The organism is Cerasibacillus quisquiliarum (assembly GCF_014202495.1).
Taxonomy (GTDB): Bacteria; Bacillota; Bacilli; order Bacillales; family Amphibacillaceae; genus Cerasibacillus; species Cerasibacillus quisquiliarum.
In genome coordinates, this window is record NZ_JACHHA010000003.1 from 133,836 (window position 1) to 160,359 (window position 26,524).

Consider the following 26,524-nt stretch of genomic DNA (forward strand, 5'->3'; position numbering starts at 1 on the left):
AGATATATGGAAAAAATTACGGTCAATCAATGACTGTTTCCAGCACGGCTTGAATTTGGCGGGGGTTTTTGTTGTATGAAAGAAAAATTAAAAGAATATGCCAGTAACATACAAGCATTCTGGCAGAAGCGAACGAAAAATCAAAAAGCGATGTTAATTGGCTCAACTATAGCGGCCATTGTACTAATGATTACGATTATATTTTTTTCTACGAAAACGAACTTTACACCGCTTTATAACAACTTATCGATGCAGGAAGCTAATCAGGTTAAAGCGGAATTGGATGCACGGGATGTCCCATATGAGTTAGAAAACGGTGGTAAAACAATTAATGTTCCAGAAGAAAAAGTTGATGATTTACTTGTTGAATTAGCTGGACAAGGGATACCTAGTAGTGGAAATATAGATTACTCTTTCTTCTCAGAAAATACGTCATGGGGAATTACTGACAATGAATTCAATATGTTAAAGCTTGATGCGATGCAAACAGAGTTAGCAAATCTCATTAAAGGGATTGACGGGATACAAGATGCCAAGGTGATGATTAATATACCGAAAGAGCCATTGTTTGTAAATGAAGAGGTAGAGCCAGCAAGTGCATCAATCGTTTTACATACGGAACCAGGTTACCAATTTGAAGCGAATCAAATTAATGCTTTGTATACACTCGTTTCAAAAGCTGTACCGAATTTAGAACAAGAAAATATTGCTATTATGAATCAGTATTTCGAATACTTTGATCTTGATGAAAGTAAGTCACAAACGACACAAGATACACACACATATCAACAATCGGTTAAAAAAGATATTGAGCGTGATATACAACGCCGTGTACAGCAAATGATTGCAGCAATGGTCGGAAATGATAATGTGATTGTTTCAGTTACTGCAGATATTGACTTCACACAAGAAAATCGCGTGGAAGAAATTGTTGAACCAATAGATGAAGAAAATATGGAAGGTTTACCCGTAAGTATCGAACGGATTCAAGAAACATACAGTGGAAATCCAAATGAAGTAGGCGGTATTGCTGGTGTAGGTGAAGAAGATATCGCTGGTTATCAAGGTGTCGAAGAAGCAGATGATGGCGATTATGAATTAGTAAAAGAAACGATTAACAATGAATTTAACCGGATTAAAAAAGAAATCGTCGAGAGTCCTTATAAGATTAGAGATCTTGGCATTCAAGTAGCGGTTAATAATATAAAAATGATTGACGGAGATGAAGTAGAATATTTAACTGCCCAAGAACAAAATGTAGTTGAAGAAGGGATTGCTAGCATTCTTGAATCAATGGTCCAAACGACAATTGATAAAACATATGAAGATGAGGCTGTTGATGTTGACGAGGATTTAATGGATGAAGGCAATATTTCCGTAGTGTTTCAAGAGTTTTCAGGAAAGCTTTTAGAAGATGAACCGAGACAATCAATACCAACGTGGGTTTACTTCATAGGCGCCGGTTTATTATTACTTGTCATCGTCTTGATCATCCTTTTCATTCGTAATAAACGAGAATCAGAGATGGACATAAACTACGTTGAAGATATACCGCCTTCAAAAAATGAAGAAAAAGATATAAGTGAGATTGAAATTGATGAGGATTCTGATCAAGTCGTACGTAGAAAACAATTAGAAAAAATGGCGAAAGAAAAACCAGAAGAATTCGCAAAACTTTTAAGAAGTTGGATAGGTGAAGAATAGGAGGGATATCATGGCAAGAAAACGAAGTCAACTAACCGGTCGACAGAAAGCAGCAATTTTATTAATATCCCTCGGTCCTGATATTTCTGCTCAAATATACAAATATTTAACGGACGAAGAAATAGAAAAATTAAGCTTAGAAATATCATCCGTGAAAAAGGTGGATTCTGAAATAAAAGATGAAGTTATTGACCAATTTCATCAAATCGTCCAGGCTCAGGACTATATATCTCAAGGCGGTATTGGTTATGCTAAAACGGTTTTAGAAAAAGCGTTTGGAAAACAAGAGGCGTCAAATATTATTAATCGGTTAACCCAATCTTTACAAGTGCGCCCATTTGATTTTGCTAGAAAAGCAGATCCGCAACAAGTACTTAATTTTATCCAGAATGAACATCCGCAAACAATAGCACTCGTATTGTCCTATTTAGACCCTGAACAAGCAGGACAAATTTTGTCTGAATTACCACAAGAAATGCAAGCAGATGTAGCGAAACGAATTGCAACAATGGACTCAACATCACCAGAAATTATAAGTCAAGTAGAGAATGTGCTCGAACGTCACATTTCTTCATCTTACACGGAAGATTATACGCATGCTGGTGGTATTCAAGCTGTTGTTGAGGTGCTTAACGGTGTTGATCGAAGCACAGAGAGAACAATTTTAGATGCATTGGAAATTCAAGACCCTGAATTAGCAGAGGAAATTAAAAAACGGATGTTTGTCTTTGAAGATATTGTTATATTGGATAATCGAGCCATTCAACGTGTGATACGAGAAGTTGATAATGAAGATTTACAGTTGGCATTAAAAGTCTCTAGTGAAGAAGTAAAAGAGCTTATCTTTCAAAATATGTCTAAACGAATGGCAGAAACATTTAGAGAGGAAATGGAATTTATGGGACCTGTGCGTTTGCGTGATGTTGAAGAAGCACAGACGCGTATTGTATCTGTCATACGTCGTTTAGAAGAAATAGGAGAAATCATTATTGCTCGTGGTGGAGGAGACGATATCATTGTCTAACATATCGCAAAGACAGATTAAAATTAAACCGATTTACCCACCCCAACAAGATATTCAAATGAAAGAACCGACTATAAACGAATCAAACAACATATTTGAACAGATAGAACGGGCGAAAACAGACTTAATGCAGTTAAAACAGCAAAAAAAACAACTTATTGACTCAACAAAACAGATGATTGAAGAAGATAAGAAACGTTGGTCAATAGAGAAAAAGAAGCTTATAGAACAAGCACAAAAAGAAGGTTATAAAGTAGGATTTGTCCAAGGTGAACAAAAAGGTCTAGAGCAATATGATAGTGCGATAGAACATATAAATGACTTAAGTCATAAAGCCTTAGAAGACTATCATCAGACCATTGCTCAAGCAGAACCAGATATCTTGCAGATCGCTGTTAACATAGCTGAAAAAATCATACATCACACATTGAAAAACGATGTTCACTTATTCCATAAACTTGTAAAAGAAGCGATTACTAATATTGAGAACAAGCAAATCATTACGATTTATGTTCAAGAACAGCAGTATGAGATGATGTTAAAACAAAAGGAAGAACTTATGCGCATATTAGATCAAGATAGTAAACTCTTGATTAAGCTTAATAAGGACTTGCCAGAATTCGGCTGTCAAATTGAACATCAATCAGGCATGTTGGATGTCGGAATTGACACCCAGTTAAATGAAATACGACATGTTTTAAATGAATTTGTAATGGAGAATAGTCAATGAATATCGGAGCAATCATGTCATTAATTGAAGAGACATCAACGTATAAATCATATGGAAAAGTCATTCAAGTCATCGGGCTTATGATTGAATCATTAGGTCCACGTACCCATATCGGTGAAGTCTGTTATATTCATACAACGAATGAACAGAAAAAAACTGTTATGGCAGAAGTGGTCGGCTTTAAAGGAGATAACATCATTTTAATGCCTTATACAGAGGTAAGTGAAATTGCCCCGGGATGTTTAGTGGAAGCAACAGGAAAGCCACTAACGATTAAAGTAGGGAGAAGCTTATTAGGTCATGTTATTGATCCTTTAGGGAGAAGCTTAGATCAAACCCATCTACCTAATGGATTACATGATTATGTGACTGATCAAGCCCCACCCAACCCAATGCTAAGACCCCCAATACAAGAGCCGATTCAAACTGGTGTAAAATCAATAGATTCGTTATTGACCGTAGGAAAAGGCCAACGGATTGGGCTATTTGCAGGTAGTGGTGTTGGAAAAAGTACGTTATTAGGTATGATTGCAAGAAATAGCAATGCAGATATTAATGTGATTGCCTTAATTGGTGAACGTGGTCGAGAGGTTCGAGAGTTTCTGGAAAAAGAACTGGGCCAGAGTGGATTAAAGAAATCTATTGTCGTCGTTGCAACTTCAGATCAACCTGCACTCATGCGAATTAAAGGTGCATATACTGCTACAGCAATTAGTGAGTATTTTCGTAACTTAGGATATGATGTCAATTTACTTATGGACTCAATCACTCGTGTGGCAATGGCGCAAAGGGAAATTGGGCTAGCAACTGGGGAGCCTCCTACGACGAAAGGATATACCCCATCCGTTTTTAATATTTTACCAAAACTCTTAGAACGCACAGGCACAAGTGAACATGGAACGATCACTGCCTTTTATACAGTGCTTGTTGATGGGGATGATATGAATGATCCCATTGCTGATGCTGTTAGAGGTATTTTAGATGGACATTTTATATTAGATCGTAAATTAGCCGAGCGTGGTCATTTTCCAGCAATTAATATATTGAAGTCAATCAGTCGGGTTATGAATCAAATTGTTGATAGAAATCATATTAAAATTGCTCAACAATTACGGTCATATTTAGCAACTTTTGAAGAAAATAGGGAACTTATTCAAATTGGGGCGTATAAAAAAGGAACTAATCGTAATGTCGATCAAGCGATTCATTTGCAACCCAAAATAGCAACGTTTCTAAAACAAGACATGAATGATTATTATGCGTTTTCAGAAACAGTGCGAATGATGGAAGATTTGATTCATGGGAGGAATCGTGAATGACCACGAATAACGTATTTGCCAAACTGCTAGATATAAAACAAAGAGAAAGAAAAATCGCACAAAAAGCCTATTATCAGTCTCTGGAGAACTTTGAAGATGTCGCTATGAATCTATATACATTATTAAAAAAGAAGGAAGATTTAGAGGCAACATACGATGTATCCATTCAAGGTCATATGACAATTGAAGAAATTAGAAAGCAAAATCATTATATCGATACATTGACAAAGAAAATTAGAGCGGTTCAGAATGACGTACAGAAAGCACGACAAGAAATGGAAACGAACCAAAGCAAATTAACAGACGCATATATAGAAGTAAAAAAGTATGAAAAAATGATTGAATTCCGTCAAAAAGAAGAAAAGGAACAACTTAAAAAAACAGAAAATCAAAAGATGGATGATATCTCAATCCGCCAATATTTATTAACTAGGTGAAGTATATGAGAAATCAATATAATGAAAAAGAAAATAAAATGAACCCGTTTCTATGGTTTTTCTTTGCAATAATCGTTCCTTTGATTGTAGCTATTACATTAGCTTTTATCATCATTACCGTTACAGGTTTCGATGCGTGGGGTTGGATAAAATCAACAGGAAAAAATATTCCAGTCATATCATCATTATTGCCTGCTGATGAATCTGAGAAGCAAGAAGCAATTGAGAAGGAACGAGCCGAATTAGCTTTAAAAGAAAAAGAACGGGAAATTGAAGATTTGTTAGCAGATAATGATGAGCTGAAGGCTCAAATAAAGCAAATGGAACAAAAACAGGCAAAACTTGAAAAATCACTTAAGACAACCCGTAATACAGAGAAAATGAAAGAAACCGAAGATAATCAAGTAGAGCAATTTGTTGGGTCTTTTAAAGATATGGATGCAAAACAGGCAGCACAGATTATTGAAAATATGAACGAAGCATCTGCACGTGCCTTGTTAAAAGAAATGCCCAACAAAGTACGTGGGAAGATTTTAGAGGCGATGGATCCTAAAAAAGCAGCCGAATTTACTCAGCATTTGATTCAATCTGATGAATGATATGTCTTTTAAGGAGGTGAGTGACATGATAGAAAAATTATTTACGAATCATCCTAAAACACATCAACAACAAACAATGAATCATAAAGCTAATACAGGAACACATGGTCATGACGCTATGTTTAGAGATACACTTCAAGAAGTGCATCAAACGATTATTCAATCGATTCAAGCAATCGATTTGACTGAACAGCTTCATCGAAAGAATATTCTAAAAAATAGTGTGCAAAAGCAACCCATTATTGAAACAGATGAGAAGATTTTCGATAGAATGGATGAGGATTTAACTTTCGAAACGGAAGGGTTAGACGATTTACTTGTGCCACTCGTGGATGATTTTCAACAAAAGCCAAATCCTGAGTTGGCACTTGAATGGTTAACAGACATGAATCCAAGCTTAACTATGCCATTGAAACAACAGATCCCAATAACATACGTACAGCAAGTCACAGTAGACAATCATATGCCAGAATCACAAAATCATGTCATATATCATGTTATTGAAAAAATTGAGCAGTTACTGAAACGGCCGAATGATAAACAGTTGATGAAAGAAACAGTCGTACGATTTCAAGAATGGCTTGCAAAAGGAGAGGTTCATTCAGATCAGAAGATTTTATCCGAAACGATCGATACGGAAGCTTTAGATATTTGGGATAAACTTGTTAAACGTGTGAAACAAAGAAACCATCAGCTGATTACAAAAGGATACGGAGTTGAATCACGTATTACAATATCTGAAATTTCTAGATGGCTCACTTCATTTCTCTCTCATAATTTGGATAACAATGAAGAATATAAAGTTGATACATTTGATCCGAATCTAGGTGAAAGCCATAAGGTTATGAGACACAAAAGCTCTATCGAACAACCAATTCAACCTTTACCAACTATACCTATGTCAAACGTTGAGCAATATATTGTTCATGTTAATCATAGTTCGAAGCAACATAACGGTGGAGAAATCACAAAACAATTAGAAAAAATCATTCAAGTAAGTCAGTTCATGACAAAACCTGGACAAACTCAACTATCTATCTCATTTAGACCAGAACAATTAGGAGAAATGATGCTTCGATTTTCACAAATAAATGATGAAACAGTTGTAAAGATCGTTGTTACAACACAAGTAGCACAAAAAGCGCTTGAAGCGAATATTAACCAATTAAAACATCTGTTTATGCCTCATCAAGTGGTTATTGAAAGACAAGATTTAACGATCAACCAAGGCGTTGATATGAATCAAGATGCAGAAGATTTTGAGCAAAATGATCACGAACAACAACATAACCAATCAAAAGATCGTCGTGAAAAATCAAACCATCATTTTGAAAAAGAATTAGAACAATTTCTGAATGAGAAAGTGTAGGTGTCACAATGAACACAATAAATGAACCATCTTTATATTTAAATAGTCAACAAAAAGAACGTGTGCCAAGTCCAGAATTAGGAAAAGATGAGTTTTTAAAAATATTGATGACTCAATTACAAAACCAAGATCCCTTAAACCCAATGGAAGATAGAGAATTCATATCGCAAATGGCAACTTTCACAACTTTAGAACAAACGATCAATATGGCTAACTCAATTGATAAACTTGTTCAAAGTCAACTCATCTCTCCAGTTATCCAATATAGCCATATGATAGAAAAAATTGTAACATATCAACAATATGACGATCAGACAGGTCAACTAATTGGCGAAAAATCAAGCCAAGTCGTTGCTGTCAGTCAAAAAGATGGATGGGCTATTTTAGAATTGAAAAATGGAGACCGGGTTTATGCGGATGCTGTCATAGAAGTGAGAGATTCCATTAAAGGAAGTGAATAAAACAGCATTTAATCTTTCATAGAAAAGGTTATTTGAAAGAGATATACAGTGGGAAAAATAGCACAGCATATGTAATGGGCAAAACAACAAGGAATGACCCATTCGTTAGTTGTTTTAATAATTAAGATGCTACCTTTTAGTACGAAAAGTTGTAACTTCATTAGAATATATTAAGTAAATGATCGAATCTTTACAAATTTTATTGAAACAATTGTTATTTATGAATAAAGTGTCTGGACTTAACTGGGAAGATCATCTACTTTAAAATGACAGAAACAGTGAAAATAATGAAGAAGGAGACGGATAATATGTTACGTTCAATGTATGCTGGAATTTCAGGAATGAAAAACTTTCAAACAAAACTAGATGTCATCGGAAATAATATTGCGAATGTGAATACAGTTGGATATAAAAAAGGCCGTATTACATTTCAAGATTTATTAAGCCAAACATCATCAGGAGCAATGGCACCTACAGGAAATCGTGGTGGTGTAAATCCTGTTCAAGTTGGATTAGGTTCTCAAATTGGTACGATAGATACACTGCATACACAAGGCTTTCGCCAAACAACGAATCATCCACTAGATTTACAAATAGAAGGAGACGGCTATTTTGTTTTACAAACGCCGAACGGAAGAGCCTATACACGGGCAGGAAATTTCAATTTAGATCAAGATAATAATCTCGTTTCGGCTGATGGATATTATGTGTTAGATTCAAATGGTCAACAAATTACCATTAATAACGCAACGAGTATTAGTATTGAAAAGAATGGTTCAATTATTATTACAAATGACCAAAACCAGCCTGAAAATATTGGAACAATAGGTCTAGCAGTCTTTTCAAATCCGAGTGGATTAGAAAAAATCGGTGGAAATTTATATTTAGAATCAACAAACTCTGGTGCTCCTAATTTAACGAATCCTGAAGAGAATACAGCTGGATCATTAATTAGTGGTGCATTAGAGATGTCTAATGTCGATTTAGCTGAAGAATTTACAGAAATGATTACAGCACAGCGCGGTTTCCAGGCGAATACTCGAATTATTACAACGTCTGATGAAATTTTACAAGAATTGGTTAATTTAAAACGATAAATGATAAATAAGGAGGTAGTGGACCGGGATAATTGATATAAAAGGTAAAGTTCAGTATAGACGTATGATACAAAATAACTTGTTTTTTACATATTAACGATAAATGCAGAAATTTCAGATATTATATATCGAACTGTTTTGTTGACTATGTTATGTTGATTATTTTGTCCCGGTCTAACCAACTAAATATGATTCAATTGACACGCCTCAATGATGATCTATTTACACTAAATGCTTGTATGATTGAACAAATTCAGTCGCTTCCAGATACGACAATCACGCTTATCAATGGAAAAAAAATAGTTGTTAAAGAATCAGAACTAGAAGTCATACAGTTGACAACTGCATTTTATAAACAGATTGGACTAGCTCCATTTATTGAGAAGGCTGGTGATTCGGATGAATAAATTTTTAAAGATAATGTTAACATCATTCATTGGGTTAATTTTTGTAGTAGGTGTAGCTGTCGTCATCGTTTTATACATTCTTGACAAAGAAGAAACAAAGGAAGATGAAATGTCCATCAATGAAATTGTTGAATATTCATATGAAACGCCAGAAGTGACAACTGATTTGGATGACGGAACTTTTGTAAAAATTCAATTTCAAATTTTAACTGATGGAAAAAAAGCGAAAGAAGAATTAGAAAAACGTGAATTTCAAATAAAAAATATACTAATAAAAGAGCTATCTCATATGGACGAAGCACATTTTAAAGAAGGCTTATCAGATATCGAAGGTTTATTAAAAGAGAAATTAAATGAAGTAATGATTGATGGCAAAATTACTGATGTTTATACAATTAGTAAAATCACACAATAGATACATATTTAAATCGTTACTTTCTCCATATTGGAGGTGGGATTTTGGTTGATGAAGTATTATCACAAAACGAAATTGATGCACTTTTATCTGCACTATCTACTGGTGAAATGGATGCAGAAGAGTTAAAGCAAGAAGAAGAAAATAAAAAAGTTCGCGTTTATGATTTTAAACGTGCTTTGCGTTTTTCCAAGGATCAAATTCGAAGTATAGGGCGTATTTATGAAAACTATGCTCGACTGTTAACAACGTATTTGTCAGGTCAGTTAAGAACGTATGTACATATTGCAGTGGCATCTGTCGATCAATTACCATATGAAGAATTTATTCGTTCAATTCCTAAGATGACTATTTTAAATGTTTTTAGTATGGAACCATTAGACGGAAAAGTTATTATGGAAGTCAATCCAAATATAGCATACACAATGCTTGATCGTATGTTAGGAGGACAGGGAACGGATAAGGCTAAGGTAGATTCGTTGACAGAAATTGAAACGATTATTATGACACAGTTATTTGAAAAGACAAGCAATATTATGAAAGAAGCATGGTCTTCTCTCGTTGAGATTGATCCTAACTTAGAAGAATTTGAAAATAATCCACAATTTCTTCAAATGGTTTCACCAAATGAAACGGTTGTCGTTGTTTCTTTTAATACGACAATTGGAGACGTAAGTGGAATGATTAATATCTGTATTCCACACATGGTTCTAGAGCCAATCATACCGAAGTTATCTGTACATTATCAGATGCAGACGGAAACAAAAGCAAGAGATCCAGAAGCTTATGCGAAAATATCAGAAAATCTTAAACAATCAACTTTAGAATTAAAAGCAGTTTTGGGAGAGACTTCAATTAATATACAACAGTTTCTAAAACTAGACACTGGAGATTTCATTACGTTAAATCGTTCAATAGAAGAACCAATTGAGCTGAAATTAAATGATGTATCTAAATTTAATGTACAGATTGGTAAAGTAGGTCATCATGTGTCTGTTCAGATATTGGAAGAAATAGAAGGGGGAGAAGAGCATGATGGATGATGGTATGCTTTCTCAAGACGAGATTGATGCACTTTTAAATGTAGGATCGGATGATCATGAAGAAAATATTGACCAAGTGTTAACGAGTATTGAAGAAGACACAATTGGAGAAATAGGTAATATATCATTTGGAAGTTCAGCAACAACATTATCTACATTATTAGGTCAAAAAGTTGAAATAACGACTCCTAAAGTTTCAATCGTGAGTCGTTCGGAGATTGATGCGACGTTTAACTTTGAGCATGTATGCGTCTCAGTACAATATGTAGACGGATTTTCAGGAGATAATTTATTTGTTATTAAGACAAAAGACGCGGCAGTTATTGCAGATATTATGCTTGGCGGGACAGGAGAAAATCCAGAATCCGAATTAAACGAAATCCATTTAAGTGCTGTTCAAGAAGCAATGAATCAAATGATGGGTACAGCGGCAACAAGTATGTCAACTGTTTTTGAGAAGAAAATTGATATCTCTCCACCAAAAATAGAAACAAAAACAATGGATGAGTTAGAAAAAACGGATTCACTTGGTGATACCGAATCATTAGTCAAAGTGGCTTTTCAACTAAAAGTGGGTGATTTAGTTGACTCAAAAATTATGCAAGTCATTCCTCTTCCATTTGCAAAAGAAATGGCAAATGAATTACTAGAAATGTCGCAAGCGAAACAGGAAGTCAGTGAAACAAAAACTGTGGTAGACAAAAAGGAACCTGTCAAAATTGAAGAACGACCAATGAGACAAATGGAGAAAAAAGTCCAACAATCAACTCAGTTTATTGGACAACCTGTTTATACAGAGAATGCACAAGTCGAAAAAGCTGTGCTCTCAGAATTTCCAAATGTTCAATTAGAGCAACAAGAACAGAGAAATTTAGATATGCTATTAGATATTCCTTTAAGAGTGACCGTTGAACTTGGTCGTACAAAAAGAACAGTTAAAGATATATTAGGATTAACATCAGGTTCTATTGTTGAGCTTGATAAGCTAGCAGGTGAACCAGTTGATATTTTAGTAAATGAAAAATTAATTGCTAAAGGTGAAGTTGTCGTTATTGATGAAAACTTCGGAGTTAGAATTACAGATATTATGAATCAATCAGAACGAATTATGAATTTGAAATAGGGGGAGTCTTTCATGGGTAATAGAATTCTAATTGTAGACGATGCTGCTTTTATGCGTATGATGATTAAAGATATTTTAACGAAGAATGGTTTTGAAGTTGTAGGAGAAGCACAAGATGGTGCACAAGCTGTTGAGAAATATGAAGAGCTATCACCGGATTTAGTGACGATGGATATTACGATGCCAGAAATGGACGGTATTACCGCATTAAAGAAAATTAGGGAAAAAGATCCTGCTGCGAAAGTCATTATGTGTTCAGCTATGGGACAACAGGCAATGGTAATTGATGCTATTCAAGCAGGTGCGAAAGATTTTATTGTAAAGCCATTTCAAGCAGAGCGTGTTATTGAAGCTGTTCAGAAAGTTTTAGAATAGAAACGAGTGAAGAACGTGAGCCATAGAAGATGTACGATTATCACCATTCTAGGAACGATCATATTTAGCCTATTTCCAATGATTACTCTTGCAGAAACGAATGTAGAGGAATGGATAAATGAGGATAAAGTAGATGATTCACCACAAACAGAAACGTCTGAAAAAGTTGATGCAACAAAAGGGAAAGCAAGTTCGAAAAGCTTGCTCGCTGGTATTTTAAAAACAGTTTTTCTACTTGGCATGATACTCGTTCTCATTTATCTGTCGCTTCAATTAATCAATAAGAAAAATCGCTTATTTCAAAATTCAAATACATTAGAAAATCTTGGCGGTTTATCACTCGGTCAAAATAAATCGATTCAAATTATTCGAGTCGGTCAAAAAATATATCTCATTGGTATAGGGAATAATGTTCAATTACTACAAGAAATTAACGATGAAGCAACACGAAAAGAATTGCTTGATCGTGCTAATGAACAACGCCCCGAATTACCAGTTAATATGTTTAAGAATATAAAAAAGCAATCTAGAATAAAAGATAACAGTCTTTTCTCCACGATGTTTCAGGAAGAATTTAAAAAAATGAAACAACAGAGAGAAACGATTAAACAGCAGCAAGCTCAAGGGAAAGATATAAATGAATGATATGATAGAACTCTTTTCTAGTTCGAATCCAGAATCTATTGCGACATCTATTAAACTTTTATTATTATTAACAGTATTATCACTTGCACCGGCTATTTTAATTTTAATGACAAGCTTTACGAGAATTGTTGTTGTTCTATCGTTTGTTCGTACATCTCTTGCAACGCAACAAATGCCGCCGAATCAAGTGCTTATTGGGTTGGCGCTATTTATGACATTTTTTATTATGGCGCCAACATTTTCAAATATATATGATGACGCTTTAAAGCCATTATTTGATGATGAATTGACACTTGATGAAGCTTATAGTCGGGCAAGTGAACCGATGAAAGAATTTATGGCCCATCATACACGTCAAAAAGATTTGGCATTATTTATGAATTATCGTCAAATGGAAAAACCGGAATCAATTCAAGATATTCCACTTACAGCACTCGTACCTGCATTTGCGATTAGTGAGTTGAAGACGGCTTTTCAAATGGGTTTTATGATTTTTGTTCCATTTTTAATTATTGATATGGCAGTTGCCAGTGTTCTAATGTCAATGGGAATGATGATGTTACCACCTGTTATGATTTCATTACCATTTAAGATACTATTGTTTGTTCTTGTTGATGGTTGGTATTTAATTACCCATTCTATCTTATCCGGTTTTTAACATATATAAAGAAGGTGTACACGGTGACAACTGAATTTGTATTAGGATTAGCTGAAAAGGGGATTTGGACAATCATTCAAATTACTGGACCGCTTTTAATCCTTGCCTTATCTATTGGATTATTAGTAAGTATTTTACAGGCTACAACACAAATACAGGAACAAACATTAGCATTTATACCAAAAATTATCGCAGTATTAATAGGAATGGTATTTTTTGGTCCATGGATGCTATCTAAAATGGTTGAATTTACAATTGAACTCTATAAAAATATGAATTTATTTGTAGGGTAAGATAAGATGATAGAATTTATAAATATATCATTATTACCTGTGTTTTTATTAGTATTTGTCCGGATTTTGGCATTTTTTATCGTCATACCATTGCTTTCATATCGAACGATTCCGACACCTTTTAAAATAGGGATGAGCTTTTTTTTAACGTTAGTCTTAGTGATGACACTACCAACCACCACGCTTGATTTCGAATTTTCATACGTTCTACTCCTTTTAAAGGAAATTGTTATAGGTCTAATGCTTGGTTGGTTTAGTTATATGGTCGTATCTGCTGTGCAAATAGCGGGCGGGTTCATTGATTTTCAGATGGGATTTGCCATTGCAAATGTTGTTGATCCGCAAACAGGTGCCCAAAGTCCAATCATTGGACAATATTTTTATATGATTGCGCTCTTATTTTTATTATCGATCGATGGTCATCATTTGTTAATTGACGGTATCTATGGAAGCTTTCAAATGATACCAATTGATCAAATGATTACATTCAATCAAGAGTCTATAGTGATGTTTGTCATTCAAACGTTTGGCCAAATGTTTATTATTGCTTTTCAAATCGCTATACCGATTGTAGGTTGTTTATTTTTAGTCGATTTGGCATTGGGGATTATTGCAAGGACTGTACCGCAAATGAATGTTTTCGTTGTTGGATTACCATTAAAAATCTTTGTGAGTTTTATCGTGCTCTTTCTATTTATGTCACTATACATATCACTGTCTAAAAAGCTCTTTCAGACGATGTTTGAAACATTACACGGTTTGATGCAGCTCATCGGAGGTGTCTAAGCTGATAAGACTCGATTTACAATTTTTTGCAGGAGAAAAAACCGAAAAAGCAACTCCGAAAAAAAGGCAGGATGAACGTAAAAAAGGTAAAGTTGCTAAAAGTCAGGACGTCAATACAGGTATTTTACTACTGTTTTCATTCATTATTTTGTTCGTATTTGGTCCACATATTGTTGATGGGATGATGTCCTTGTATCATCATGCTTTCACTGAGAACATTCATCGAGATATTACAGAACAATCGATTCATGAGATTTTCACTAACTTAACGTTTATGGTAGCTAAATGGTTACTTCCGATTATGGTGATTGCAATTATCGCCGGTGTAGCTGCGAATTTATTACAAATTGGTTTTTTATTTACGACAGAACCATTGAAATTCGACTTAAAAAAAATTGATCCTATTCAGGGAGCAAAGCGAATTTTTTCAGTTCGTGCGTTTGTCGAATTGCTAAAATCATTATTTAAAATCATTATCATCGCCGCCATTACCTTTACGGTTATTTGGATCTATAAGGATGATATGATGATGCTCGCTTTTAAAGACGTATACGGTGCGACGGCGTTTTTTGGAAAAACAACGATCATCATGGGTATCTCTGCTTCCATCGGTCTTTTAGTATTATCAGTATTTGACTATGCCTATCAACGCTATGATTATGAGAAGAATATGCGAATGTCAAAGCAAGATATTAAAGATGAACACAAAAACATTGAGGGAGATCCATTAATTCAATCAAAAATTAAGGAAAAACAACGACAAATGGCGATGCAACGGATGATGAGTGATGTTCCAGAGGCAGATGTGATAATTACTAACCCAACGCATTATGCTATTGCACTTAAGTATGATGAAGAGAAAGCACCAGCTCCATATGTGGTAGCCAAGGGTACAGATTACTTAGCGCAAAAAATTAAGGAAATTGCAAAAGCCCATCGTGTGATCACAGTTGAAAATCGGCCACTGGCACGTTCTTTATACCATCAAACAGATATTGGTGAATGTATTCCAGAACAATTTTTTCAAGCCGTTGCTGAAGTGTTAGCCTATGTTTATCGTGTTGATCAAAAGCTAGGCAATAAGGGGAGAAATTGATGAAGGCTAAAGATTTATCAGTATTACTAGGTGTTATTTTAATTATTATTATGCTTGTTATTCCGTTACCAGGATGGTTATTAAGTGTTTTAATTTTATGCAATATCTCATTAGCACTTATTGTCATTCTAGTTTCAATGAATACACAAGAACCGTTACAATTTTCTATTTTTCCTTCTCTCTTGTTGCTTTTAACGTTGTTTCGGTTAGGGTTAAACGTATCAACAACAAGATCGATTTTATCTAAAGCTGATGCTGGCGGTGTCGTTGATACATTTGGAAGTTTTGTTATCGGCGATAATCCACTTGTCGGTTTTGTTGTTTTTATCATATTAGTCATTATTCAGTTTTTAGTTATTACAAAAGGGGCAGAACGTGTTTCAGAAGTGTCGGCACGGTTCACGTTAGATGCGATGCCCGGGAAACAAATGAGTATTGACGCTGATTTAAATGCCGGTCTTATTTCAGAGCATGAAGCAAGAGAAAGACGAGAAAAAGTTGAAAAAGAGGCTGATTTTCACGGTTCAATGGACGGTGCAAGTAAGTTCGTTAAAGGAGATGCAATAGCTGGAATTATCATCGTTTTAATTAACATTGTTTTTGGAATTATTATTGGTATGGTACAAATGGATTTATCATTTCAAGAATCCATAAATACATTTATGAGATTAACAGTAGGTGATGGATTAGTGAGCCAAATTCCGGCATTACTTATATCCACTGCCACCGGTATTGTTGTAACAAGAATATCTACCGAAGGAAATTTAGGTAGTGATGTGACAGAACAACTTTTACAATATCCGCGTCTTTTGTTTATCGCAGCAGGGACTATTTTTTTACTCGGTTTAACACCGATTAACTTTTTCTTAACGACATCAATTGCTAGTATTTTAGCTTTTTCAGGTTATTTATTAATGAAAAAACCGGAAAAAATGATAGAAGATACGATAGAAGAAGAGGAACAATTAGAGTCTGAAGCTATGAAAGCACCAGAGAATGTCGTTGAACTCATTAGTATGGATCCGATTGAATTTGAATTTGGATATGCACTCATTCCATTAGTAGATAAAAAACAAGGCGGAGACTTATTAGATCGTGTCGTCATGATTCGAAGGCAATTGGCTATCGAACTCGGTCTTGTCATTCCAGTCGTTAGGATTAGAGATAATATACAGTTAAATCCTAATGAATATCGAATTAAAATAAGAGGTAATGAAGTAGATAGAGGGGAATTATTATTGAATCACTATTTAGCTATGACACCTGACTTAGAAGATGATAGTATTGATGGAATTGATACGAGAGAACCGGCATTTGGATTACCTGCTAAGTGGATTAACGAAGAATTAAAAGATGAAGCTGAAATGTTAGGCTATACAGTGGTTGATCCACCATCTGTCGTTTCGACCCATTTAACGGAGATGATTAAAAAGCACGCCCATCAATTGTTAGGGCGACAAGAAACAAAACAACTCATTGACCATCTCAATGAAACTTATCCAATTTTGGTTGAAGAGGTTACTCCAGAGCCATTAGCAGTTGGAGATATTCAAAAAGTTTTAAGTAAATTACTAAAAGAAAACATATCAATACGTAATTTACCTGTAATTTTTGAAACATTGGCAGACTACGGGAAAATGACAAATGATCCAGATTTATTAACTGAATATGTAAGACAATCGTTGGCACCACAAATTACTTCACAATTAGTAACAGACAATGAACCATTAAAAGTTGTAACCGTATCTGGTAAGGTTGAAAAAGTCTTTGCTGAAAGTATACAGCGAACAGAGCATGGGAATTATTTGGCTATGGACACGGATATTCAGGAGCAAATTTTACACTCAGTGAAAGAACAGGTTGAGCAGCTATCAATCCAACAAGAAACACCAATTATCCTATGTTCACCGCCAATTCGAATGTATTTAAGACAACTTTTAGAACGCTTTCTTCCTCAAGTTGTTGTTTTGTCATATAACGAATTAGAACCACATGTCGAAGTACAAAGCATAGGGGTGGTGGATATGAATTGAAATTAAAAAAATTTGTTGTCGATAATATGCCAGAAGCGATACAACTCATCCGGAAAGAGCTCGGACCTGATGCGGTCATCTTAAAGTCAAAAGAGGTTAAAAAAGGTGGCTTTTTCGGCTTATTTCAAAAAAAGAAACTAGAAGTTATTGCTGGTCGGGATCCGCATCCGATTCAACATCATCAAACGAAACAGACAGTCAATCAGAAAATTCCACTCAAACAATCTGGCTCGATAGAGCATGATATTTTAAAGGAGATTAGGCAACTAAAAAATTATGTTCAAGATCAACCGAAATCTCAATCAGTGATTTTTCCAGATCCATATCAATCAGTCTATGAATATTTAATTTATCAAGAAATGGATCATCTTCATGCAGAAAATATTTTAAAAGCAATATTGGAAAAATATCATCTTAAACAAACAGACATTTCCAGAGATATCATAGGAGAAGAAGTTATCAATGAAATAGAACAAATCGTTCACCCATATATTGGTGAAGGAATTAACTATGATAAAAAAGTTGTTCATTTTGTAGGTCCAACAGGTGTCGGCAAAACGACAACATTAGCTAAAGTTGCAGCAACAAGCATCCTAGAGCATAAAAAAAAGGTCGCATTTATTACAACAGATACTTACCGAATTGCTGCTGTTGAACAGTTAAAAACATATGCAAAAATTTTAGATGCTCCGTTAGAAGTTGCATACACTGTAGAGGATTATAAGAGAGCACTAGATAAATTTAGAACGTACGATTTGGTATTAGTTGATACAGCTGGACGAAATTTTCGTGAGGACAAATATATTAAAGAATTAAAAAGTAGAATAAACTTCTATCAAGATATTGATGTTTATCTTGTGTTGTCTTTAACTGCTAAATCGAGTGATTTACGATATATCGGTGAGCAATTTGCTGATGTTCCTATCAAGGAATTAATTTTTACGAAATTAGATGAAACACGGCAATATGGTAGTATGATTTCATTTGCTTTAAAACAAAAGAAAAAAATAGCCTATATAACAGATGGACAAGCTGTCCCAGACGATATACTGGAGCCAACCGCAAGACAGATGGGCAAGCTCATTATGGAGGATTACATGAATGCATGATCAAGCTGAAAATCTACGTCAACAACTCGATTCGGCTAAACAACAGCCAATAGCAAAGACTATTTCCTTTGTAAGTGGCAAGGGGGGCGTAGGTAAATCAAATATCGCACTTAATATCGCATTAGAATTACAGAATAGAAAGAAGAAGGTCCTACTCGTTGATTTAGACATCGGAATGGGGAATATAGAAGTCATGTTAGGCTCACATGCTCCGTATTCTATTGTTGATCTTATAGAGTCGCAATATCGGTTTCAAGATATTATACATCCCGGACCAAATGGATTGTCTTATATAGCTGGTGGGTCTAGCTTGATAGATATTTTTACGATGAATGAACATGATTTTTCTTTCTTTTATGAACAATATAATGATGCGATTAAACAATTCGACTATATTTTGTTCGATATGGGTGCAGGAATAAATGAATGGAGCGTGTCGTTTATTTTAGCTTCAGATGAATGTATTGTCGTTACGACACCTGAACCAACTGCGATAACGGATGCTTATAGTATGATTAAACATTTACTTCAAAGAAATACACAATTGCCGATTTCTATCATTATGAATCAGGTGTCTGAAGTTAAAAAAGGTGAAAAAATTGCCGAACAATTTCAACACGTCGTCGATAGGTTTTTAAACTATAAGGTTGCTATTAAGGGTGTTATTCCATATGATCCACTTGTCACAAAAGCTGTCGTTAAACAAATACCATATATATTATTAAATGAAAGAGCTCGAGCATCACAAGCCATTAAAAGGCTTGTTAACTTGTACACATCAAATGGAACGATAGATCAAGAAAAAAATAGTTCCCTTACATTTATCGATAAACTAAAAACGTTTATAAGAAAGAGGTAACCTCTATGACATCCATTAAGGTTGTACTTATTATACATTCAACGGAAGTATTACATATGGTTTTAAAATCTCTTTCAAAACAAGAAGTGGAAGTTGTTACTGTTGCTTCTAATGGTGTTGAAGGGTTTAACAAAGTGATGACATATTCACCTGATGTTGTTTTACTTGATTTAGATATTCCAGCAATGGATGGTAAATACGTCGTAGAGAATATATTAGCTAAACAGTTTTGTCCAATCATCGTATTAGGTAACGACACGTCAAATGGTCGTATAGCGATAGAACAGGCATTGGACGCAGGGGCTATGAACTATGTTAAAAAACCTATTGAAACAAATCGGCATACATTTGAAATGTTTCAGACGGAACTGATAAAGCATGTTCTATCATGTAATGAATCAATGCTAAAAGAGAGAAACACGGATGTAGCTAAATCGAACTATACACCAAACATGAAGGAAAACAATAAACGGAGTCAATCACTTATTGTCATTGGTACATCAACAGGAGGCCCGCGAGCACTACAAAACATTTTAACGAATTTACCAGATGACTTTCATACACCTATTTTAATTGTTCAACATATGCCACAAGGATTTACGAGATCGTTAGCAAAGCGTCTTAATCATCTGTCTTCAATTCATGTAAAAGAAGCTGAAGATGGTGAGGAGATTAAAGAACAGACAGCTTATATAGCCCCTGGTGGACAGCATATGGTAATCCAATCAATTGGTACAAAACAAATTGTCCAGCTAACAGATGAGCCATTGGATTGTGTACACCGTCCGTCAGTTGATGTCTTATTTACTTCAGTAGCTCATATAGAGAAAGTGAATAAAATTGCTGTCATTCTTACTGGAATGGGTAAGGATGGTAGTGAAGGCATTGTTCAATTAAAAAAGCATGATGCACAATCCATTATCATCAGTCAATCAAAAGAAAGTTCAACTGTTTATGGGATGCCAAAAGCAGCGATTGAAACAAATCTTGTTGATTATACCGTGCCACTTAATCAAATTAGTCGAATGCTCGTTCAGTTAGTTAAAAAAATTGGGGGGAATTAAAAATGGATACAAACCAATATTTAGCTATATTTATTGATGAAAGTACTGAACATCTTAACACAATGTCTGATTATATGTTGGAGTTAGAAAAAAATCCATCTGATAAATCAATCATTGAAGAAATCTTTCGCGCTGCTCATACATTAAAAGGGATGTCAGCTACAATGGGATATAATGATATGGCTGACTTAACTCATAAACTCGAGAATGTTTTTGATGCCATTCGCTATGATAAGTTAAGTGTGCAAGTTGACATGATGGACGTATTATTTGAAGTGCATGAACAATTATTAGCAATGGTTGAAGATATTGCAAGTGGCGGCACAGGTGAACAAGATATTTCACATTTAGTAAATAAATTAGATAAATTAGAAAAAGGAGCGCAAGTCGATACATCTTCAGAATCATCAGCACAAGGAGAAAAAGGAAATGCGAAGGTGCAAAATGAACGATCGATGAGTAATTTAGATGAATTTGAACTATCCATTCTAAACGAGGCTTCTGAACGAGGATTTAGTAACTATGAAATAACTGTGCAACTGAATGAAGATTGTTTACTTAAAGCAGCACGAACATTTATGGTATTTGAAGTTCTTGAAAAGCATGGAGAGATCATAAAGTCAGATCCACCTGTTAATGATTTAGAAGAAGAGAATTTTGATTTTCAGTTTAAAGTGCTATTTATTACAAAGTATCCTAAAGATGAATTGAAGAAAAAATTGAAGAAGATTTCTGAAGTTAGTCATATCATTATCAATCCATTTTCAACGAAAACGTATAAAAAAGCGCAAGAAAAACTTGAAACGGATAATAAGGCGATAAAGGAAAGGAATAAAACGGACGAAAAGTCAATACCTAATCGTTCAGGTAGACAAGTTTCTAAGACGATTCGTGTTAATATTGAACGTCTTGATATTTTGATGAATTTATTTGAAGAACTCGTTATTGACCGCGGACGTTTAGAACAAATCGCAAGTGAATTAAATCATCAAGAGTTACAGGAAACGGTTGAGCGTATGACAAGAGTGTCAGGCGATTTACAAAATATTATTTTAACAATGCGAATGGTACCTATTGAACAAGTATTTAGCCGCTTTCCACGTATGATTCGCAAATTAAGTCGAGAAATGGAAAAAGATATCGCAATTGATATTATTGGAGCGGAAACGGAACTAGATCGAACAGTTATTGATGAAATTGGAGATCCGTTGGTTCATTTATTACGTAATGCAGTAGATCACGGAATAGAAAAACCAGAAGAAAGAAGAAGAAAAGGAAAGCCAGAACAAGGAACGATTCAACTGAAGGCTTACCATAGTGGAAACCACGTATTCATTGAAATCACAGATGATGGAGCTGGAATTAACCGAGAGAAAGTATTAAAGAAAGCGATAGAGAATGGCATCATACATGAAAGCCAAGCACATTCTTTAAAAGACCAAGAAGTATATGAATTAATTTTAGCTAGTGGCTTTTCAACGGCTGAAGTTGTATCAGATGTATCTGGACGTGGTGTCGGTCTAGATGTCGTTAGGACTAAAATAGAATCGTTAGGTGGTCGCGTATCAATAGATTCAGAGCAAGATAAAGGATCCATTTTTTCAATCCAACTTCCATTAACTTTATCTATTATGTCTGTTTTATTAATAGAAATAGAAAATGAAACATACGCCATTCCATTATCTTCAATTATTGAAACAGCAATCATTGAGAAAAAACAGATTTTATCTGCTCATCATAAGAAAGTGATTGATTTTCGGGGTAATGTTGTCCCACTCGTATTTTTAAAGGACATTTTTAATGTACCAAAATACTCTGATTATGAAGAAGATGAGTATGAATCTATTGTCATTGTCAAAAAAGGTGATAAAATGGCAGCTCTTGTCGTTGATTCTTTTATTGGACAACAAGAAATCGTATTAAAATCATTAGGAAAATATTTACAAGATGTCTTTGCTATTTCAGGAGCAACGATATTAGGTGATGGTCAAGTAGCACTCATAATTGATACGAATGCTTTAGTAAAATAAATCGTGAGAGGAGATATTGTTGATGGAGTATACAGAGTTAGAAGATAGAAAAGTTATCGTCTTCCAGTTAGGTGAAGAAGAATATGTCATACCGGTACGCCATGTTGGTGGAATTGAGCGTTTGCATCCTATTACTAGAGTACCAGGAACAGCCAACTATATTAAAGGCGTTATTAATTTACGTGGGGTTGTTACACCGATTATTGATTTAAGGACTCGCTTCGGTATGGAATCTATTCAATATAATGAAGCTACTAGAATCATCATTGTTCATGTGAATGAAATAGAAGTAGGCTTTATTGTCGATGGTGCAAATGATGTGATTGATTTACCAGATGAAGCGATCGAACCATCTCCAGACGTTATTGGAACAGAAGTATATGATTATATTCGAGGTGTTGCCAATCTAAATGAACGTTTACTAATCTTATTAGATTTAGAAAAAATCTTGACAGAACAAGATATCGAAAGAACGCAACAAATATCTCGGATGGAAGGTTAGAAATATGGATACATTTTTAACTTCGATTCAAGAAGATATATTACGTGAAATTGGTAATATAGGAGCGGGTAATGCAGCAACTTCTTTGTCACAACTATTGCGAAAGAAAATAGATATGGAAGTGCCATCAATTCGGATTGTTGCACTTAACGAACTGATTGAACAGATAGGTGGACCTGAACAAATTATTGCTGCCACGGTCTTTCGAGTAGAAGGAGATGCTCCTGGTACCGTTTATTTCATCATGGCATTAAAAGAAGCGGAAAATTTAGTCCATGAAATATTACAAGATGATATAGCAATTTTTGATCCTGAAACGATGCGACAAAATGAAATGGCTATCTCGGTATTAAAAGAAATTGGAAATATTTTAACTGGTGCGTATCTTTCGGCGTTATCTGACTTTACTAGACTTGATATGCGTCCATCAATTCCTTACTTAGGCATTGATATGGCTGGCGCGGTAATAGTTGACGGCTTATTAGAATTATCTCACGTTATTGACTATGCATTAATTATTGACACGAAAATAAGCAGTCATGAACCGACTAATGGGATTAAGGGACAGTTTTTCTTTATTCCAGATGCTGACTCATTTAATAAGCTCTTTACATCATTGGGGATTAACGAGTATGAGTAAGTACCAGCAAATTATTAAAGTCGGTATAGCCGATTTAAATATCGTTAAAGCTCCGGATAAAATTCGCACCTCTGGATTAGGATCATGTGTAGGAGTTGTCATTTACGATGAAAAAATGAAGCTTGGTGGGCTAGCTCACATCATGTTGCCAGATTCACAGCAAGCGAAATTGGTAAATAAAAACAATTATAAGTATGCCGATACAGCCATTAAGATACTAGTTGAAAAAATGGTTTTACAGGGAGCAATGCCGTATAGATTACGAGCTAAGATCGCTGGTGGAGCGCAGATGTTTAAGTTTAATAATGGAAATGACATGATGCGAATTGGTCCAAGAAATATTGAAGCTGTAAAACAAACATTAGCCAAGTATCGAATACCAATTATAGCTGCTGATGTTGGCGGTAGTAGTGGTAGAACAATTGAATTTGATCCAGAAACGAAGCAATTGAAAATACGAACGGTAAATAAAGGTGAAACTTTTATATAAGTTCTATATATAGAGAGGAGTATCATTATCGTGTCAACTCATTTATCTTCTCTAGAGGAAAAACTGTGGGATAATTTCTTAGCAAATAAGAATGGCGATGCAGCAAGTCGGTTAATAGATAATTATATGTATCTCGTCCATTTTCACGTAGAGAGAATTGCAACTCATTTACCACCTAACGTTTTAAAAGATGATTTAATCAGTTATGGAATGGTTGGTTTATATGATGCGATTAAGAAATTTGAACGTAAGCGTGGCTTAAAATTTGATACATATGCTTCTTTCCGGATCAGAGGAGCTATTATTGATGGATTGCGAAAAGAGGACTGGGTTCCACGATCTATGCGAGAAAAAATGAAAAAAATCGATGAGACATCACGCATATTAGAGCAAAAATATGAGAGAGAGCCAACCGCAGAAGAAATAGCTAAAGAGGTCAACATGACCGTTGATGAAGTTGAAACGGTCATGCGTGATACACTCTTTTCTAATATCATGTCGATTGATGAACAACCAAATGATCATTATACGGATCAAAAAGAAGGTATTGGATATGCAATACCTGATAACAAAGTCATTCAACCAGAAGAAAAGCTCTTAATGGATGAGTTACTTGATGACCTTGAAAAAGCTTTGCAAACATTAAATAAAAATGAGCAATTAATTATTAATCTCTTTTATCATCATGAATTGACGTTTACTGAGATAGGTAAAATATTAGATTTAACGACGTCACGTATTTCCCAAATCCATAAGAAAGCGATTTTTAAATTAAATAAAGTCCTTTTAAAAGTAATTGAACACGGTTAACACATTATTATAAAGGAGCAAAATGGCATGGAGGATATGAAATCTCATTTCTTTATTAAATATACACGTGACCGCATGCAAGCTGAACTCCATTGTAAACAAGATTTTACAAACCATCCTAAGCGAATAACTGAAACTGAATTAATGCAGTTTCTAAATAAAAATCAAATCAAACATGGTGTGATTGAAAAACATGTGAAACAACTCATTGAAGACATATCTAGCATCAACTTTCCTATATTAATTGCAAAAGGAACGTATCCTGAACATGGAAAAGATGGAACAATTACCTATACATGTCCGACAACAGAACAAATCAAGGAACGTGATGAATGGAACTTTCGCGATGTGATGCAAATTCCAATGGTTAAAAAGGGTGATCAATTAGCTGTTATAACGCTACCTACAAAAGGGAAAAATGGTATGGATATATTTGGTAATCTCGTTCCAGCAAAAATGGGTAAGCCTGTTTTATGTCGCGCTGGGAAAAACGTTACCTTTAATGAAGAAAATCTATCTTTTTATGCAACTGCTTCCGGACAAGTTAATGTAGCGAGTAACTCAATCCATGTTCATGAAGTATACGAAGTACACGAATCATTATCAATGAAAATTGGTAATCTTGATTTTAATGGTTCTATTATTATACATGGTGATGTCCCATCAGGCTATACAGTTCGAGCGGCAGGTGATATTAAAATATACGGTATGGTTGAAGCAGCAGAGATTGTTAGCGGTGGCTCAATTTATATTTCAGAAGGCATAGCCGGACTCAAAACTGGAAAGATCGAAGCAGCAGAGGATGTTCATATTGGATATGTTAATCAAGGACAAGTTAAATGTGGGCGAGATTTATTTGTTGAAAATTCTATTCTACATAGCCATTGTTTAGCTAAAAATACTGTTTATTGTAAACAAGGAAACATTATAGGTGGTCATGTCAGTGCTGAGCGAAAAATAGAAGTAAATGATGTCGGAAATCGAATGAATACTAAGACTGTTATATATTTAGGACCACAGACATCGGAATTAGATTTAAAGACATTATTATCTAAGCGAAAAAAAGCAGAAGCGACCGTTAAACAACTCGAGCTGATAGGTCAAAAGATCATTCAGTCAAAAGATCAAATGAATCCTAAACAGCTTAAACTCATGTTAAGCAAACAACAACATTCACTTAAAAAAACGAAACAACAGATAGATGATATGAATAAGAAAATAGTTGAATTAACACCAACAGAAGATACCATTAACAAAGAAGTTATTGTAAGAAATAAGCTTTACGCAAATACGATGTTAATTTACGGAAAATACAGGCATACCGTTGATAAAAATTATGAACATGTGAAAGTAACGTGGGATCATAACGAATTTAAATTCCAACCTTTATAAAGGGTGTGATTGAA

At 34.7% G+C, this 26,524-nt stretch carries 29 protein-coding genes; all 29 read left to right on the top strand.

The window, feature by feature from the left end:
• Positions 1 to 75 precede the first annotated feature (75 nt).
• Positions 76 to 1,704, top strand: a complete 1,629-nt coding sequence (fliF, locus tag HNQ35_RS05205) for a flagellar basal-body MS-ring/collar protein FliF (RefSeq protein WP_146935679.1) — start codon at positions 76 to 78, stop codon at positions 1,702 to 1,704.
• Between the two features lie 10 nt (positions 1,705 to 1,714).
• Positions 1,715 to 2,728, top strand: a complete 1,014-nt coding sequence (fliG, locus tag HNQ35_RS05210) for a flagellar motor switch protein FliG (protein ID WP_146935680.1) — start codon at positions 1,715 to 1,717, stop codon at positions 2,726 to 2,728.
• A complete protein-coding gene (gene fliH, locus HNQ35_RS05215; protein WP_170226595.1) occupies positions 2,721 to 3,458 on the top strand; it encodes a flagellar assembly protein FliH in 738 nt (245 codons plus the stop codon). Before fliG ends, fliH begins: the two co-directional genes overlap by 8 nt.
• Positions 3,455 to 4,777, top strand: coding sequence for a flagellar protein export ATPase FliI (gene fliI, locus HNQ35_RS05220; protein ID WP_146935682.1), 1,323 nt, complete (start codon positions 3,455 to 3,457; stop codon positions 4,775 to 4,777). The genes fliH and fliI overlap by 4 nt, the downstream gene beginning before the upstream one ends.
• Entirely contained in the window at positions 4,774 to 5,214 is a 441-nt protein-coding gene (gene fliJ, locus HNQ35_RS05225; RefSeq protein ID WP_146935684.1) for a flagellar export protein FliJ, read from the top strand. The genes fliI and fliJ overlap by 4 nt, the downstream gene beginning before the upstream one ends.
• A 5-nt stretch (positions 5,215 to 5,219) precedes the next feature.
• Entirely contained in the window at positions 5,220 to 5,813 is a 594-nt protein-coding gene (locus tag HNQ35_RS05230; protein WP_146935686.1) for a MotE family protein, read from the top strand.
• 25 nt (positions 5,814 to 5,838) lie between these two features.
• Positions 5,839 to 7,182: a flagellar hook-length control protein FliK gene (locus HNQ35_RS05235; protein WP_170226596.1), complete on the top strand. Its 1,344-nt coding sequence runs from the start codon at positions 5,839 to 5,841 to the stop codon at positions 7,180 to 7,182.
• Between the two features lie 8 nt (positions 7,183 to 7,190).
• Positions 7,191 to 7,643 carry a flagellar hook assembly protein FlgD gene (gene flgD, locus HNQ35_RS05240; protein WP_146935690.1) on the top strand — a complete coding sequence of 151 codons (453 nt, stop codon included), beginning with the start codon at positions 7,191 to 7,193 and terminating at the stop codon, positions 7,641 to 7,643.
• A 308-nt stretch (positions 7,644 to 7,951) separates the two neighbouring features.
• On the top strand, positions 7,952 to 8,740 hold the full coding sequence (gene flgG / locus HNQ35_RS05245) for a flagellar basal body rod protein FlgG (RefSeq protein ID WP_146935692.1): 789 nt from the start codon (positions 7,952 to 7,954) through the stop codon (positions 8,738 to 8,740).
• Between the two features lie 188 nt (positions 8,741 to 8,928).
• Positions 8,929 to 9,147 carry a flagellar FlbD family protein gene (locus HNQ35_RS05250; protein ID WP_146935972.1) on the top strand — a complete coding sequence of 73 codons (219 nt, stop codon included), beginning with the start codon at positions 8,929 to 8,931 and terminating at the stop codon, positions 9,145 to 9,147.
• Positions 9,140 to 9,562, top strand: coding sequence for a flagellar basal body-associated protein FliL (fliL, locus tag HNQ35_RS05255; RefSeq protein WP_146935694.1), 423 nt, complete (start codon positions 9,140 to 9,142; stop codon positions 9,560 to 9,562). The genes HNQ35_RS05250 and fliL overlap by 8 nt, the downstream gene beginning before the upstream one ends.
• Before the next feature lie 44 nt (positions 9,563 to 9,606).
• Positions 9,607 to 10,605 carry a flagellar motor switch protein FliM gene (fliM, locus tag HNQ35_RS05260; protein ID WP_146935696.1) on the top strand — a complete coding sequence of 333 codons (999 nt, stop codon included), beginning with the start codon at positions 9,607 to 9,609 and terminating at the stop codon, positions 10,603 to 10,605.
• Complete coding sequence (fliY, locus tag HNQ35_RS05265) at positions 10,595 to 11,728, top strand: flagellar motor switch phosphatase FliY (protein WP_146935698.1); 1,134 nt, start codon at positions 10,595 to 10,597, stop codon at positions 11,726 to 11,728. The genes fliM and fliY overlap by 11 nt, the downstream gene beginning before the upstream one ends.
• Positions 11,729 to 11,740: 12 nt before the next feature.
• A complete protein-coding gene (locus HNQ35_RS05270) occupies positions 11,741 to 12,103 on the top strand; it encodes a response regulator (RefSeq protein WP_146935700.1) in 363 nt (120 codons plus the stop codon).
• A gap of 15 nt (positions 12,104 to 12,118) precedes the next feature.
• A complete protein-coding gene (locus HNQ35_RS14405) occupies positions 12,119 to 12,748 on the top strand; it encodes a flagellar biosynthetic protein FliO (RefSeq protein ID WP_146935702.1) in 630 nt (209 codons plus the stop codon).
• The gene (gene fliP, locus HNQ35_RS05280) at positions 12,741 to 13,406 is read left to right on the top strand and encodes a flagellar type III secretion system pore protein FliP (protein WP_146935704.1); all 666 of its coding nucleotides are present in this window, start codon (positions 12,741 to 12,743) and stop codon (positions 13,404 to 13,406) included. The genes HNQ35_RS14405 and fliP overlap by 8 nt, the downstream gene beginning before the upstream one ends.
• Positions 13,407 to 13,429: 23 nt before the next feature.
• The gene (gene fliQ, locus HNQ35_RS05285; RefSeq protein WP_146935706.1) at positions 13,430 to 13,699 is read left to right on the top strand and encodes a flagellar biosynthesis protein FliQ; all 270 of its coding nucleotides are present in this window, start codon (positions 13,430 to 13,432) and stop codon (positions 13,697 to 13,699) included.
• A gap of 6 nt (positions 13,700 to 13,705) precedes the next feature.
• Positions 13,706 to 14,485, top strand: a complete 780-nt coding sequence (gene fliR, locus HNQ35_RS05290; protein WP_146935708.1) for a flagellar biosynthetic protein FliR — start codon at positions 13,706 to 13,708, stop codon at positions 14,483 to 14,485.
• The gene (gene flhB, locus HNQ35_RS05295; RefSeq protein WP_246118037.1) at positions 14,478 to 15,581 is read left to right on the top strand and encodes a flagellar biosynthesis protein FlhB; all 1,104 of its coding nucleotides are present in this window, start codon (positions 14,478 to 14,480) and stop codon (positions 15,579 to 15,581) included. The genes fliR and flhB overlap by 8 nt, the downstream gene beginning before the upstream one ends.
• On the top strand, positions 15,581 to 17,614 hold the full coding sequence (flhA, locus tag HNQ35_RS05300; protein ID WP_146935710.1) for a flagellar biosynthesis protein FlhA: 2,034 nt from the start codon (positions 15,581 to 15,583) through the stop codon (positions 17,612 to 17,614). Before flhB ends, flhA begins: the two co-directional genes overlap by 1 nt.
• A complete protein-coding gene (flhF, locus tag HNQ35_RS05305) occupies positions 17,611 to 18,723 on the top strand; it encodes a flagellar biosynthesis GTPase FlhF (protein ID WP_221261427.1) in 1,113 nt (370 codons plus the stop codon). The genes flhA and flhF overlap by 4 nt, the downstream gene beginning before the upstream one ends.
• Entirely contained in the window at positions 18,716 to 19,582 is an 867-nt protein-coding gene (locus tag HNQ35_RS05310; RefSeq protein WP_146935712.1) for a MinD/ParA family protein, read from the top strand. The genes flhF and HNQ35_RS05310 overlap by 8 nt, the downstream gene beginning before the upstream one ends.
• Before the next feature lie 5 nt (positions 19,583 to 19,587).
• Complete coding sequence (cheB, locus tag HNQ35_RS05315; RefSeq protein ID WP_146935714.1) at positions 19,588 to 20,646, top strand: chemotaxis-specific protein-glutamate methyltransferase CheB; 1,059 nt, start codon at positions 19,588 to 19,590, stop codon at positions 20,644 to 20,646.
• 2 nt (positions 20,647 to 20,648) lie between these two features.
• Positions 20,649 to 22,676, top strand: a complete 2,028-nt coding sequence (locus HNQ35_RS05320; RefSeq protein WP_146935716.1) for a chemotaxis protein CheA — start codon at positions 20,649 to 20,651, stop codon at positions 22,674 to 22,676.
• Positions 22,677 to 22,698: 22 nt separating this feature from the next.
• Positions 22,699 to 23,178: a chemotaxis protein CheW gene (locus tag HNQ35_RS05325; RefSeq protein ID WP_146935718.1), complete on the top strand. Its 480-nt coding sequence runs from the start codon at positions 22,699 to 22,701 to the stop codon at positions 23,176 to 23,178.
• 4 nt (positions 23,179 to 23,182) lie between these two features.
• Positions 23,183 to 23,818: a chemotaxis protein CheC gene (locus HNQ35_RS05330; protein WP_146935720.1), complete on the top strand. Its 636-nt coding sequence runs from the start codon at positions 23,183 to 23,185 to the stop codon at positions 23,816 to 23,818.
• On the top strand, positions 23,811 to 24,308 hold the full coding sequence (locus HNQ35_RS05335) for a chemotaxis protein CheD (RefSeq protein ID WP_146935722.1): 498 nt from the start codon (positions 23,811 to 23,813) through the stop codon (positions 24,306 to 24,308). The genes HNQ35_RS05330 and HNQ35_RS05335 overlap by 8 nt, the downstream gene beginning before the upstream one ends.
• Before the next feature lie 30 nt (positions 24,309 to 24,338).
• Positions 24,339 to 25,118, top strand: coding sequence for a FliA/WhiG family RNA polymerase sigma factor (locus tag HNQ35_RS05340; protein ID WP_146935724.1), 780 nt, complete (start codon positions 24,339 to 24,341; stop codon positions 25,116 to 25,118).
• Positions 25,119 to 25,145: 27 nt separating this feature from the next.
• Positions 25,146 to 26,510: a flagellar assembly protein A gene (locus HNQ35_RS05345; RefSeq protein WP_146935726.1), complete on the top strand. Its 1,365-nt coding sequence runs from the start codon at positions 25,146 to 25,148 to the stop codon at positions 26,508 to 26,510.
• Positions 26,511 to 26,524: the final 14 nt, after the last annotated feature.